Annotated in this window: 12 protein-coding genes; 9 read left to right on the top strand and 3 right to left on the bottom strand. The window is 65.7% G+C overall.

Annotated elements, in window-relative coordinates; all coding sequences use genetic code 11:
• The first annotated feature begins 35 nt into the window (after nucleotides 1-35).
• The gene (locus K2O50_RS05855) at nucleotides 36-773 is read left to right on the top strand and encodes a hypothetical protein (RefSeq protein WP_050704406.1); all 738 of its coding nucleotides are present in this window, start codon (nucleotides 36-38) and stop codon (nucleotides 771-773) included.
• Here the strand turns inward: K2O50_RS05855 and K2O50_RS05850 are convergent, their stop codons facing one another.
• Nucleotides 774-2,420 carry a Na+/H+ antiporter gene (locus tag K2O50_RS05850; protein WP_220689977.1) on the bottom strand — a complete coding sequence of 549 codons (1,647 nt, stop codon included), beginning with the start codon at nucleotides 2,418-2,420 and terminating at the stop codon, nucleotides 774-776.
• Nucleotides 2,421-2,700: 280 nt separating this feature from the next.
• Between K2O50_RS05850 and K2O50_RS05845 the strand changes: the two genes are divergently transcribed.
• From K2O50_RS05845 to K2O50_RS05830, 4 genes are all read left to right on the top strand, one after another.
• Nucleotides 2,701-3,048 (top strand): ArsC family reductase, encoded by a 348-nt coding sequence (locus tag K2O50_RS05845; RefSeq protein WP_050704405.1) that lies wholly within the window; start codon nucleotides 2,701-2,703, stop codon nucleotides 3,046-3,048.
• A 42-nt stretch (nucleotides 3,049-3,090) separates the two neighbouring features.
• On the top strand, nucleotides 3,091-4,125 hold the full coding sequence (gene dapD, locus K2O50_RS05840; protein ID WP_050704404.1) for a 2,3,4,5-tetrahydropyridine-2,6-dicarboxylate N-succinyltransferase: 1,035 nt from the start codon (nucleotides 3,091-3,093) through the stop codon (nucleotides 4,123-4,125).
• A gap of 90 nt (nucleotides 4,126-4,215) precedes the next feature.
• Complete coding sequence (locus K2O50_RS05835) at nucleotides 4,216-5,421, top strand: cysteine desulfurase (protein WP_050704403.1); 1,206 nt, start codon at nucleotides 4,216-4,218, stop codon at nucleotides 5,419-5,421.
• A complete protein-coding gene (locus tag K2O50_RS05830) occupies nucleotides 5,418-5,828 on the top strand; it encodes a SufE family protein (protein WP_050704402.1) in 411 nt (136 codons plus the stop codon). The genes K2O50_RS05835 and K2O50_RS05830 overlap by 4 nt, the downstream gene beginning before the upstream one ends.
• Before the next feature lie 91 nt (nucleotides 5,829-5,919).
• Here K2O50_RS05830 and tcdA read toward each other — a convergent pair whose 3' ends face one another.
• Nucleotides 5,920-6,729 carry a tRNA cyclic N6-threonylcarbamoyladenosine(37) synthase TcdA gene (tcdA, locus tag K2O50_RS05825; RefSeq protein ID WP_050704401.1) on the bottom strand — a complete coding sequence of 270 codons (810 nt, stop codon included), beginning with the start codon at nucleotides 6,727-6,729 and terminating at the stop codon, nucleotides 5,920-5,922.
• Between the two features lie 288 nt (nucleotides 6,730-7,017).
• Here tcdA and K2O50_RS05820 point away from each other — a divergent pair, with 288 nt between their 5' ends.
• From K2O50_RS05820 to K2O50_RS05805, 4 genes are all read left to right on the top strand, one after another.
• On the top strand, nucleotides 7,018-9,609 hold the full coding sequence (locus tag K2O50_RS05820) for a glycosyltransferase (RefSeq protein ID WP_050704400.1): 2,592 nt from the start codon (nucleotides 7,018-7,020) through the stop codon (nucleotides 9,607-9,609).
• A gap of 181 nt (nucleotides 9,610-9,790) precedes the next feature.
• Nucleotides 9,791-10,942: a succinyl-diaminopimelate desuccinylase gene (gene dapE, locus K2O50_RS05815; RefSeq protein WP_050704399.1), complete on the top strand. Its 1,152-nt coding sequence runs from the start codon at nucleotides 9,791-9,793 to the stop codon at nucleotides 10,940-10,942.
• Nucleotides 10,942-11,754 carry a putative RNA methyltransferase gene (locus K2O50_RS05810; RefSeq protein WP_050704398.1) on the top strand — a complete coding sequence of 271 codons (813 nt, stop codon included), beginning with the start codon at nucleotides 10,942-10,944 and terminating at the stop codon, nucleotides 11,752-11,754. Before dapE ends, K2O50_RS05810 begins: the two co-directional genes overlap by 1 nt.
• A gap of 17 nt (nucleotides 11,755-11,771) precedes the next feature.
• Nucleotides 11,772-12,149, top strand: coding sequence for a hypothetical protein (locus K2O50_RS05805; protein WP_050704397.1), 378 nt, complete (start codon nucleotides 11,772-11,774; stop codon nucleotides 12,147-12,149).
• A 64-nt stretch (nucleotides 12,150-12,213) separates the two neighbouring features.
• Here the strand turns inward: K2O50_RS05805 and K2O50_RS05800 are convergent, their stop codons facing one another.
• Complete coding sequence (locus tag K2O50_RS05800; RefSeq protein WP_011535295.1) at nucleotides 12,214-12,423, bottom strand: cold-shock protein; 210 nt, start codon at nucleotides 12,421-12,423, stop codon at nucleotides 12,214-12,216.
• Between the last annotated feature and the right edge of the window lie 153 nt (nucleotides 12,424-12,576).

Genomic DNA, 12,576 nt, shown 5'->3' with positions numbered 1-12,576 from the left:
AGTTGGCACCTCTCAACCCCTGAAGGTGCACAACGATGTCCGATGTTCTCGTGGCAAACGCGATCTACCGCCTACGCCAGAAGCTGCAACTGCCCCAGGCGATGAAGCCGCGCAAGAAACGCTCGGTGGCCGATCATTCCGTGTTCTGGCGCCCAGGCCAGACGCTCAGGATCTCGTTCATCGGCACGCCATGCCCGTGGCTCAAGAATTCGATTTTCGACACCGCGTGCCAATGGCTGAAATACGCCAACCTGAAATTCGAACTCCTCGACAACGATGTCGAAGAAGCCGAGATCCGCATCCAGACCGATGTGCAGGAAGGCGTGAATTTCAGTTTCCTGGGCAACCAGGCCTTGGACGTGGACGGTGCCACCATGGCATTGGGGGTCAAGCTGTCCGACCCACTGTTCGAATCGTTCGTATTGCATGAGTTCGGACACGCACTGGGCATGGAGCACGAGCACCAGCACCCACAGGCCAACATTCCCTGGGACCTGGACGCCGTGCGCCAGTTGCTGGCAGCGGTCCTGGCCGACGAGGCCAACAGCCCGGATGAGCTCGCCGACCTGATCGAAGAGGACCTTGCCGTTCAATTCCTGCCTCTGCCCGATAACGGCGACCTGCTCATCCTGCCCTATGACAAGCAGTCGATCATGCATTACCGCATCAGGCAGAAACTCACGCGCCACGCTTTCAAACGCAGCCAAAACCTGAAGATCAGCAAGAAGGACAAGCGCTTCATGCGCCTGGTCTATCCGGCTTCGTGCAAGTAACTAGCGGACCTGCCCGAGGTTGGCCTCGCTCAGGTCCAACTCGCCCAGCACCTGGCGGACCACTTCGTCTCCCACCAGGTGCTGGCGATGTAGCTCGTACAGCTCCAGCCTTTGCGCACGCAGGGCGCGCAGGCGCAAACGACGCTCCAACTGATCCATCTGCTCGGCCAGCGCCCTGGCCTCGGCGCTGTCATTGTAACTGTCCAGTTCATCGCGGTACTCGGCCATCAGCCGCGCCTTGAGCTCGGTGGCCAGGGTCGCCTGGGCGGCATCCTGCGGCGCGTTGGCATCGATCACCTCCTCGGCCTCGAGCGCATGGATCGCGGCCTCGGCGGTGCGCCGCCAGGCCTCCTGCACTTCCTGGTGCAAGCGCTCGTCCGGGCTCTTGGTCACGCCGCGCAGCAGGATCGGCAAAGCGATGCAGGCGCTGACCAGCGACAGCAGGATCACCCCGGCGGCAATGAAGATGAGCAGGTCGCGCTCGGGAAACGCCTTGCCCGCGCCGATCAGCAGCGGCACCGACATCACACCCGCCAGGGTCACCGCGCCGCGTACGCCGCCCAGGGTCAGCAACCAGCAGGAGCGCGCGGTCGGCATCAGCACCAGCGCGGGCTTGCCGCGCCAGCGTCTAACCACGCCGATAGCCCGCCAGATGCTCTGCACCCAGATGAACCGCAACAGCACCAGCGCGGCGAAGATCGCCACCACGTCCAGGCAGCGCCAGGCAAGCGTTGGCCATGCGGCGGCCTCGTCGCTCACCACCGCCTTGATGATGTCCGGCAGTTGCAGGCCCAGCAGCAGGAAGATCAGGCCGTTGAAGGCGAACTCCAGCAGCGACCAGACACTGCGGTTGAGCAGGCGGGTGCTGGTCTGCCGGGGCAGCAGGTCCAGCCAGCTCTGCATCATCCCGGCGGCCACCGCCGAGAGAATGCCGGACACGCCAAGCCGTTCGGCGAGCACGTAGGCGGCAAAGGGCAGCAGCAGCATGAACACCACGTGAGTGGCCGGGTCGTCCCAGCCGCGGGTGATCATCCACATGCGCAGGCGTCCGACCAGCCAGCTCAGCGCCACCCCCACCGCCAGGCCACCAAGGGCGACCAGGACGAAGGTCAGGCTGGCCTCGGTCAACGAGAACACCCCGGTGATCGCCGCCACCAGGGCGAACTTGAAGGTCACCAGGCCCGAGGCGTCGTTCATCAGCGCCTCGCCCTGGAGCATGTGCATCAGCGGCGTCGGCAGGCGATCCTGGGAGATGGCCGAGACGGCCACGGCATCGGTGGGCGACAGCACCGCCGCCAGGGCGAAGGCCACCGGCAGCGGGATGCTCGGCAGCAGCCAGTGGATGAAATAGCCGGCGCCGACCACGGTGAACAGCACCAGCCCCACCGCCAGCGCCACCACCGGCCCACGGATGCGCCACAGTTCGCGCTTGGGCATGCGCCAGCCGTCGGCGAACAGCAGCGGCGGCAGGAACAGGAACAGGAACAGCTCTGGATCCAGCGCCACGTGCAGGCCCAGGGTCGGCCAGGCCAGCAAGGCGCCGGCGCCAATCTGCACCAGCGGCAGGGGCAGCGGCAGCACCCGCCCGACCAGTTTCGACACACTCACCAGCATCAGCAGGATTAGAACGGTATAGGCTGACTGCATCGGCAAGCTTCCTGTTTGATCGGAGAAACCACAGCGAGGCGAAACATCGCCATTGAAACAATATGTTAGCGGGGATGCGCTATCGTGGACCGCTGCACGATAGTCGCAGCCTGGCCGGGAATATGTAACACAATGCTACGCGAGAAGCGGTGAAACACATCGGCGCGGCCTTCCAGCCCGCAGCCGTGGCGCCAGCCCCATCGATGCCGCATAATCGGCCCACCCAATCTTCAAGGAGCATCGGGGACGCCCGGCCCGACCAGGCTGCCCCAGGCATTCAATGGCTTACACTCTCTACGGCATCAAAGCCTGCGACACCATGAAAAAGGCCCGCACCTGGCTTGAAGACAAGGCCATCGGCTTCGACTTCCACGACTACAAGACCCAGGGCATCGACCGCGACAGCCTGAACCGCTGGTGCGACGAGCACGGCTGGGAAGTCGTGCTGAACCGCGCCGGGACCACCTTCCGCAAGCTCGACGACGCCAGCAAGGCCGACCTCGACCAGGCCAAGGCCGTCGAACTGATGCTCGCCCAACCGTCGATGATCAAGCGTCCGGTGCTCGACCTCGGCGAGCGCACGCTGGTCGGCTTCAAGCCCGACCTGTACGCCGCGGCGCTGGCCTGATCCCGCATTACGCTCCATCCCCTTTTCGTACGAGGTAATCGCATGTCTCAATCGCTGTTCAGCCTGGCCTTCGGTGTCGGCACCCAGAACCGCCAGGGCGCCTGGCTGGAAGTCTTCTACGCACAACCCGTGCTCAAGCCGTCCGCCGAACTGGTCGCGGCCATCGCGCCGGTGCTGGGCTATGAAGGGGGCAACCAGGCCATCGCTTTCACCACCGCCCAGGCCGCCCAGCTGGCCGATGCGCTCAAGGGCGTCGATGCCGCCCAGGCCGCGCTGCTGACCCGCCTGGCCGAGAGCCACAAGCCGCTGGTCGCCACCCTGCTGGCCGAAGACGGCGCGCTGACCTCCACCCCCGAGGCCTACCTCAAGCTGCACCTGCTGTCGCACCGCCTGGTCAAGCCGCACGGCGTATCGCTGGCCGGCATCTTCCCGCTGCTGCCGAACGTCGCCTGGACCAACCAGGGCGCGGTCGACCTGGCCGAGCTGGCCGAGCTGCAACTGGAAGCGCGCCTGAAAGGCGAACTGCTGGAAGTGTTCTCGGTGGACAAGTTCCCGAAGATGACCGACTACGTCGTGCCGGCCGGCGTGCGCATCGCCGACACCGCCCGTGTGCGCCTGGGCGCCTACATCGGCGAAGGCACCACCATCATGCACGAAGGTTTCGTCAACTTTAACGCCGGCACCGAAGGCCCGGGCATGATCGAAGGCCGCGTCTCCGCCGGCGTGTTCGTCGGCAAGGGTTCGGACCTGGGCGGCGGCTGCTCGACCATGGGCACCCTGTCCGGTGGCGGCAATATCGTCATCAAGGTCGGCGAAGGCTGCCTGATCGGCGCCAACGCCGGCATCGGCATTCCGCTGGGCGACCGCAACACCGTCGAGGCCGGCCTGTACATCACCGCTGGCACCAAGGTGAACCTGCTGGACGAGAACAACCAGCTGGTCAAGGTGGTCAAGGCCCGCGACCTGGCCGGCCAGACCGACCTGCTGTTCCGCCGCAATTCGCTCAATGGCGCGGTGGAGTGCAAGACCCACAAGTCGGCCATCGAGCTGAACGAGGCGCTGCACGCGCACAACTGAGAACCTGCCCGGGTTTGAAGTGATAAGATCGGGTCTGCTCCCAGGCTTTGCTTGTGGGCAGACCCGATTTTCATTCCAGGCCCCGCTAACATGTTCCAGCCCTCTCCCTGGCGCGCCGATTTCCCCGCCATCGCCGCCCTGCAACGGCAGCACCAGACCTACCTGGACAGCGCCGCCACCACCCAGAAGCCCCAGGCCCTGCTGGATGCCCTGAGCCATTACTATGGCCATGGCGCCGCCAATGTGCACCGCGCCCAGCACCTGCCCGGCGCCCTGGCCACCCAGGCCTTCGAGGGCTCCCGCGACAAGGTCGCCGCCTGGCTCAATGCCGCCGACTCGCGGCAGATCGTCTTCACCCACGGCGCCACCTCGGCCCTGAACCTGCTGGCCTATGGCCTGGAGCACCGCTTCGAGGCCGGTGACGAAATCGCTGTCAGCGCCCTGGAGCACCACGCCAACCTGCTGCCCTGGCAACAACTGGCGCACCGGCGCCAACTGCGCCTGGTGATCCTGCCGGTGAACGACCTGGGGCATGTCGACCTGGAGCAGGCCCTGCAATTGATCGGCCCGCGCACCCGCCTGCTGGCGATCAGCCAGCTGTCCAATGTGCTGGGGACCTGGCAGCCGCTGGCGCCGTTGCTGGCCCATGCCCGAGCCCAAGGCGCGCTGAGCGTGGTCGATGGCGCCCAGGGCGTGGTCCACGGTCGCCACGATGTGCAGCAACTGGACTGCGACTTCTATGTGTTTTCCAGCCACAAGCTCTACGGCCCGGATGGCGTGGGCGTGCTGTACGGCCGCCAGCAGGCGCTGGCACTGTTGCGCCACTGGCAGTACGGCGGCGAGATGGTGCAGTTGGCGGACTACCAGGACGCCAGCTTCCGCCCGGCACCGCTGGGCTTCGAGGCCGGCACGCCGCCGATCGCCGGCGTCATCGGTCTGGGCGCTACCCTGGATTACCTGGCCAGCCTCGACGCCAATGCGGTGGCCGCCCATGAGGCTACCTTGCACCAGCACTTGATGCGCGGCCTGGCTGATCGCGAGGGGGTTCGCCTGCTCGGCTCGCCTCAGGCGGCGCTGGCCAGTTTCGTCATCGATGGTGTGCACAACGCCGATATCGCCCACCTGCTGACCGAACAGGGCATCGCCGTGCGCGCCGGGCATCATTGCGCCATGCCGCTGCTCAGGCACCTGGGCCTGGACGGCGCGATCCGCGTGTCGCTGGGGCTCTACTCCGACAGCGACGACCTGCAACGCTTCTTCGACGCGCTCGACCAGGGCCTGGAGCTGCTGCGATGAGCCTGTCGGCCGAGGCCAGCCAGGCGCTGGAGAGCTTCGAGCAGGCGCGCGGGTGGGAGCAGCGGGCGCGGTTGCTGATGCAGTGGGGTGATCGGCTGGAACCACTGGACGACAGTGACAAGACCGAAGCCAACCGGGTGCATGGCTGCGAGAGCCTGGTGTGGCTGGTGGCCCAACAGGAAAATGGTCAGTGGCATTTCAAAGCCGCCAGTGATGCACGGCTGCTGCGCGGCTTGCTGGCACTGCTGCTGGTGCGGGTGCAGGGTTTGGCCAGCGATCGATTGGCAGCGCTCGACCTGAGCGCCTGGTTTACCCAGTTGGGGCTGGAGCGGCAGTTGTCGCCGTCGCGTAGCAACGGGCTGCATGCGGTGTTGCTGAAGATGGCCGAACTCGCTACCCAGGCCTGAATCGCTGTTGGATTCATCGCGGGGCAAGCCCGCTCCCACGCGTACATCCGACTGTTGCGTACTCGTGGGAGCGGGCTTGCCCCGCGATAACCTATTCGGCCTTGCCCCGCTCAGAAGGCCGCCGCGCGCCGGCCACCAATTTCTCCACGGCCTTGCTCGCCGCGACCATGCCGAAGGTCGCGGTCACCATCATCACCGCGCCGAATCCACCGGCGCAGTCCAGGCGCACGCCCTCACCGACAAAGCTCTTCTGCAGGCACACGCTGCCATCCCCCTTGGGGTAGCGCAGCTGTTCGCTGGAGAACACACACGGCACGCCATAGTTGCGGCTGGTGTTGCGCGAGAAGTTGTAGTCGCGGCGCAGGGTCGAGCGCACCCGTGAAGCCAACGGGTCGTTGAAGGTCTTGTTGAGGTCGCCGATCTGGATCTGGGTCGGGTCGATCTGCCCGCCGGCGCCACCGGTGGTGACAATGGCGATCTTGCGGCGGCGGCACCAGGCGATCAGCGCCGCCTTGGCCATCACGCTGTCGATGCAGTCGATCACGCAGTCCATCTGCTCGGTGATGTACTCGGCCATGGTCTCGCGGGTGACGAAATCGGCCACCGCGTGCACCGTGCAGGCCGGGTTGATTGCCCGCAGGCGCTCGGCCATCACCTCGACCTTGGCCCGGCCAACCTGGCCTTCGAGGGCATGGGCCTGACGGTTGGTGTTGCTTACGCAGACATCGTCCAGGTCGAACAGGCTGATTTCGCCCACGCCGCTGCGGGCCAGGGCCTCGGCCGCCCACGAGCCGACCCCGCCGATACCGACGATGGCCACGTGGGCCTGATTCAGGCGCTGCAGGCCGTCGTCGCCGTAGAGCCGGGCGACGCCGGCGAAGCGTGGATCTTCTGTGCTCATGCTGATACCCCGAAAAAACCGGCGCGCATTATAGGCCAAGCCATGGGTTCGCGGGCATAGCGCACGGCCCGATCACGCCACCTGGGCGTGCCAGAGCGGCCACGGGTTGGAAAAATTCCTACCAGGCCTGCTTTAATGTCCTATCAAGCAACTATATCTGGACGACAGCCAGGCGGACCGAGAACTACATCCTCTGTCGACAATCCAACGGATTACCTTCCCCGGAATCCGTAGGACCCACGCCCCAGCGGCGACGCCTCGCTCCCCTCTTCGGAACCTCTAACACCTATGTCATCACGCAAATTCGGTCTCAACCTGGTGGTGGTCCTGGCCATCGCCGCGCTGTTCACCGGGTTCTGGGCCTTGATCAACCGCCCGGTATCCGCCCCCGCCTGGCCGGAACAGATTTCCGGTTTTTCCTACTCGCCCTTCCGTCTCGGCCAGAGCCCGCAGAAAGGCCAGTACCCCAGCGAGGACGAGATCCGCCAGGACCTCGAGCAACTGAACAAGCTGACCGACAACATCCGTATCTACACCGTCGAGGGTACCCAAGCCGAGGTGCCGCGCCTGGCCGAGGAGCTTGGCCTGCGCGTCACCCTGGGGATCTGGATCAGCAACGACCAGGAACGCAACGAGCGGGAGATCGAAAAGGCCATCGGCCTGGCCAACACCTCGCGCAGCGTGGTGCGGGTAGTGGTCGGCAACGAGGCGCTGTTCCGCGAGGAAGTCACCGCCGAGCAGCTGATCGGTTATCTCGACCGGGTGCGCGCCGCGGTCAAGGTGCCAGTGACCACCAGTGAGCAGTGGCACATCTGGAAGGAACACCCGGAGCTGGCGAAACACGTCGACCTGGTCGCCGCGCACATCCTGCCCTACTGGGAATTCGTGCCCATGAAGGACTCGGTGCAGTTCGTCCTCGACCGCGCCCGCGAGCTGCGCAAGCAGTTCCCGCGTAAACCGCTGCTGCTCTCGGAGGTCGGCTGGCCGAGCAACGGGCGCATGCGCGGCGGTGCCGACGCCACCCAGGCCGACCAAGCCATCTACCTGCGTACCCTGGTCAACACCCTCAACCGCCGCGGCTACAACTACTTCGTCATCGAGGCCTACGACCAGCCGTGGAAGGCCAGCGACGAAGGCTCGGTGGGCGCCTACTGGGGCGTGTACAACGCCGAGCGCCAGCAGAAATTCAACTTCGAAGGCCCGATCGTGGCGATCCCGCAGTGGCGCGCCCTGGCCGTGGCCTCGGTGGTACTGGCGATGATCGCCCTGGCCATCCTGCTGATCGACGGTTCGGCCCTGCGCCAGCGCGGGCGTACCTTCCTCACCTTCATCACCTTCCTGTGCGGGTCGGTGCTGGTGTGGATCGCCTACGACTACAGCCAGCAGTACAGCACCTGGTTCAGCCTCACCGTGGGCGTGCTGCTGGCACTGGGCGCCCTCGGGGTGTTCATCGTGCTGCTGACCGAGGCCCATGAACTGGCCGAGGCGGTGTGGATTCACAAGCGACGGCGGGAATTCCTGCCCGTGCAGGGCGACAGCGCCTACCGGCCAAAGGTCTCGGTACATGTGCCGTGCTACAACGAACCGCCGGAGATGGTGAAGCAGACCCTCGATGCCCTCGCCGCGCTGGATTACCCGGACTACGAAGTGCTGGTGATCGACAACAACACCAAGGACCCTGCCGTATGGGAGCCGCTCAAGGCCCACTGCGAGAAGCTCGGCGAGCGCTTCAGGTTCTTCCACGTAGCCCCCTTGGCCGGCTTCAAGGGCGGCGCGCTGAACTACCTGATCCCGCACACGGCCAAGGACGCCGAGGTGATCGCGGTGATCGACTCGGACTACTGTGTCGATCGCAACTGGCTCAAGCACATGGTGCCGCACTTCGCCGACCCGAAGATCGCCGTGGTGCAATCGCCCCAGGACTACCGCGACCAGCACGAGAGCGCCTTCAAGAAACTGTGCTACAGCGAATACAAGGGCTTCTTCCATATCGGCATGGTCACCCGCAACGACCGTGACGCGATCATCCAGCACGGCACCATGACCATGACCAGGCGCAGCGTGCTCGAGGAGCTGGGCTGGGCCGAGTGGTGCATCTGCGAGGACGCCGAGCTGGGCCTGCGGGTGTTCGAGAAGGGCCTGTCGGCGGCCTACGCCCATAACAGCTACGGCAAGGGCCTGATGCCCGACACCTTCATCGACTTCAAGAAGCAGCGCTTTCGCTGGGCCTACGGCGCCATCCAGATCATCAAGCACCACGCCGGCGCCCTGCTGCGCGGCAAGGGCAGCGAGCTGACCCGTGGCCAGCGCTACCACTTCCTGGCCGGCTGGCTGCCGTGGATCGCCGACGGCATGAACATCTTCTTCACCGTCGGCGCGCTGCTGTGGTCGGCGGCGATGATCATCGTGCCGCACCGGGTCGACCCGCCGTTGATGATGTTCGCCATCCCGCCGCTGGCGCTGTTCTTCTTCAAGGTCGGCAAGATCGTCTTCCTCTACCGCCGCGCGGTGGGGGTCAACCTCAAGGACGCCTTCGCCGCCGCGCTGGCGGGGCTGGCGCTGTCGCACACCATCGCCAAGGCGGTGCTGTACGGTTTCTTTACCAGCAGCATGCCGTTCTTCCGCACGCCGAAGAACGCCGACAGCCATGGGCTGCTGGTGGCGATTTCCGAGGCCCGCGAAGAGCTGTTCATCATGTTGTTGCTGTGGGGCGCGGCGCTGGGGATCTATCTGGTGCAGGGGCTGCCGAGTTCGGACATGCGTTTCTGGGTGGCGATGTTGCTGGTGCAGTCGCTGCCGTACCTGGCGGCGCTGGTGATGGCGTTGCTGTCGTCGTTGCCCAAGCCCTCCGAGAAGGTTGCAGAGCCACAACAGGCTTGAGATCGCCGGGGGCGCGTTGCGCCCCTTTCGCGGCACAAGGCCGCTCCTACACAGGCAGCGCAGTCTCTGTAGGAGCGGCCTTGTGCCGCGAAAGGGCCGCAACGCGGCCCCATTCCACCATGGTTTGATATAAGATAACGCCCCTCAGTTTCCCCGCCTTGCCTTGCCCCGGAGTCCCTCAATGACGGCCCCAGCCGAGCTCTCGCCTACCCTGCAACTGGCCTGCGACCTGATCCGTCGCCCCTCGGTCACCCCGGTCGATGCCGACTGCCAGACCCAGATGATGAACCGCCTGGGCGCCGTCGGCTTCCAGCTCGAGCCGATGCGCATCGAGGACGTCGACAACTTCTGGGCCAGCCATGGCACCCAGGATGGCCCGGTGCTGTGCTTCGCCGGCCACACCGATGTGGTCCCCACCGGCCCGGTGCAGCAATGGCAGCATGAGCCGTTCGAGGCGCTGATCGATGCCGACGGCATGCTCTGCGGGCGTGGCGCCGCCGACATGAAGGGCAGCCTGGCATCCATGGTGGTGGCCAGCGAGCGCTTCGTGCACGACTACCCGAACCACCGAGGCAAGGTCGCCTTCCTGATCACCAGCGACGAGGAAGGCCCGGCCCACCATGGCACCAAGGCCGTGGTCGAGCGCCTCAAGGCACGCAACGAACGCCTGGACTGGTGCATCGTCGGCGAACCGTCCAGCACCACCCTGCTCGGTGACGTGGTCAAGAACGGCCGTCGCGGCTCGCTTGGCGCCAAGCTGACCGTGCGCGGCAAGCAAGGCCACGTGGCTTACCCGCATCTGGCGCGCAACCCGATCCACCTGGCCGCGCCGGCCCTGGCGGAACTTGCCGCCGAGCACTGGGACGAAGGCAACGCGTTCTTCCCGCCGACCAGCTTCCAGATCTCCAACCTCAACTCCGGCACCGGCGCCACCAACGTGGTCCCGGGCGAGCTGACCGCGCTGTTCAACTTCCGCTTCTCCACCGAATCGACGGTCGAGGGCCTGCAGCAGCGCGTCGCGGCGATCCTCGACAAGCATCAGCTGGAATGGAGCATCGACTGGGCGCTGTCGGGCCTGCCGTTCCTCACCGAGCCGGGCGAGCTGCTCGATGCGGTGTCGTCGAGCATCAAGGCGGTCACCGGTCGCGAAACCCGCCCATCGACCAGCGGCGGCACCTCCGACGGCCGCTTCATCGCCACCATGGGCACCCAGGTGGTCGAGCTCGGTCCGGTCAACGCCACCATCCACCAGGTGGACGAACGCATCCTGGCCAACGATCTCGACCTGCTGACCGAGATCTACTACCAGACCCTGGTGCGGTTGCTCGCCTGATGCTCGCCTGCCCTCTCTGCCAGGCGCCCCTGGCGCGACTCGACAACGGCGTGGCCTGCCCCGCCGGCCACCGTTTCGACCGCGCCCGCCAGGGCTACCTGAACCTGCTGCCGGTGCAGCACAAGAACAGCCGCGATCCGGGCGACAACCAGGCCATGGTCGAAGCCCGTCGCGCTTTCCTCGACGCCGGCCACTACGCCCCGGTGGCCCGGCGCCTGGCGCAACTGGCCGCCGAGCGCCAGCCACAGGCCTGGCTGGACATCGGCTGCGGCGAAGGCTACTACACCGCTCAGATCGCCCAGGCCCTGCCGGTGGCCGACGGCTACGCCCTGGATATCTCCCGCGAGGCGGTCAAGCGCGCCTGCCGCCGCGCCCCCGAGGTGACCTGGATGGTCGCCAGCATGGCCCGCGTGCCCATGGCCGATGCCAGCTGCGGTTTCATCGCCAGCGTGTTCAGCCCGCTCGACTGGCAGGAGGCCAAGCGCCTGCTGGCCCCCGGCGGCGGCCTGATGCGGGTCGGCCCGACCAGCGGCCACCTGATGGAGCTGCGCGAGGTGCTCTACGATGAAGTGCGCCCTTACGCCGACGACAAGCACCTGGCCCTGGTTCCCGAAGGCATGGCCCACGCCCACGGCGAGATCCTCGAGTTTCGCCTGAGCCTGGCCGACGCCAAGGCCCGCGCCGACCTGCTGGCCATGACCCCGCACGGCTGGCGCGCCAGCGCCGAGAAGCGCGCGCGGGTGATCGACCAGCCAGAACCCTTCGAGGTCACCGTTTCCATGCGTTATGACTATTTCGTGCGCCAAGACTGAGCACACTGGAGCCCCCCATGCGTCAACCCGATATCGAGATCTACCTCAAGGACGACGACGTCGATCACAAGCAGATCGCCGACTGGCTCGCCCAGGCCCTGGGCCCGTGCAGCGAATGGAAGCAGAAAGGCCAGACCTTCAAGTGCACGGCCGGTAACATTCCGGTCACCTGGTTACCGAAGGCTGTGGGGAAATGGAACAGCCTGTACCTGGAAAGCGACCAGACCCCGTGGGCCGACGACATCGCCTGCGCCCGCGCGGCATTCGCCGCGCTCAACGTCGAAGTGCGTTGCGCGCCAGGCAGTTGGACAGAGGAAGACGGGGAAGAAGATGCCGATCGCTGGATCCGCATCAGCGCCGACGGTGAACAGGAAATCACCTGGCGCACGAACTGAAGGCGTTCGCATCAGGCTGCAAGTTCCACGGTCAACTTGCAGCTTGAGCGTACAGCCGCGAGGCTCAGAGCCCTACCACGTCCTCGGCCTGCAGGCCTTTCTGGCCTTGCACGAGGGCGTACTCGACCTGCTGCCCTTCGACCAGGGTGCGATGCCCCTCACCGCGGATAGCCCGATAGTGGACGAACACGTCCGCACCACCTTCGCGCTGAATGAAGCCATAACCCTTGGCATCGTTGAACCACTTCACATTCCCAGTCTCACGAGACGACATCTGAACTACTCCGGATTTTTATTTTGAAGATCGCCTTGCTGGCGCGGGTTCACCGTCCGCGCCGACGCAGCTTGCACGAATATCCTGCAAGCGGCAGGCCGAGTATATGACAGGGAACAAAAAAAATTCATGACAGGGCCATTTTTGGCCGAA

Origin of the sequence: Pseudomonas sp. 2hn (assembly GCF_019646095.1) — a bacterium.
GTDB classification, from domain to species: Bacteria; Pseudomonadota; Gammaproteobacteria; order Pseudomonadales; family Pseudomonadaceae; genus Aquipseudomonas; species Aquipseudomonas peradeniyensis.
Note: the sequence above shows the minus strand (reverse complement) of the source record. Positions and strands in the feature narration are given on the sequence as shown.

Excerpts from the sequence above, each read along its gene's own strand:
- K2O50_RS05800 (WP_011535295.1), bottom strand. The coding sequence starts at position 12,423 with ATGTCGTCTCGTGAGACTGGGAATGTGAAGTGGTTCAACGATGCCAAG.
- tcdA (WP_050704401.1), bottom strand. The coding sequence starts at position 6,729 with ATGAGCACAGAAGATCCACGCTTCGCCGGCGTCGCCCGGCTCTACGGC.
- K2O50_RS05830 (WP_050704402.1), top strand. The coding sequence starts at position 5,418 with ATGAGCCTGTCGGCCGAGGCCAGCCAGGCGCTGGAGAGCTTCGAGCAG.
- dapD (WP_050704404.1), top strand. The coding sequence starts at position 3,091 with ATGTCTCAATCGCTGTTCAGCCTGGCCTTCGGTGTCGGCACCCAGAAC.
- K2O50_RS05850 (WP_220689977.1), bottom strand. The coding sequence starts at position 2,420 with ATGCAGTCAGCCTATACCGTTCTAATCCTGCTGATGCTGGTGAGTGTG.
- K2O50_RS05855 (WP_050704406.1), top strand. The coding sequence starts at position 36 with ATGTCCGATGTTCTCGTGGCAAACGCGATCTACCGCCTACGCCAGAAG.
- K2O50_RS05805 (WP_050704397.1), top strand. The coding sequence starts at position 11,772 with ATGCGTCAACCCGATATCGAGATCTACCTCAAGGACGACGACGTCGAT.
- K2O50_RS05835 (WP_050704403.1), top strand. The coding sequence starts at position 4,216 with ATGTTCCAGCCCTCTCCCTGGCGCGCCGATTTCCCCGCCATCGCCGCC.
- K2O50_RS05820 (WP_050704400.1), top strand. The coding sequence starts at position 7,018 with ATGTCATCACGCAAATTCGGTCTCAACCTGGTGGTGGTCCTGGCCATC.
- K2O50_RS05810 (WP_050704398.1), top strand. The coding sequence starts at position 10,942 with ATGCTCGCCTGCCCTCTCTGCCAGGCGCCCCTGGCGCGACTCGACAAC.
- dapE (WP_050704399.1), top strand. The coding sequence starts at position 9,791 with ATGACGGCCCCAGCCGAGCTCTCGCCTACCCTGCAACTGGCCTGCGAC.
- K2O50_RS05845 (WP_050704405.1), top strand. The coding sequence starts at position 2,701 with ATGGCTTACACTCTCTACGGCATCAAAGCCTGCGACACCATGAAAAAG.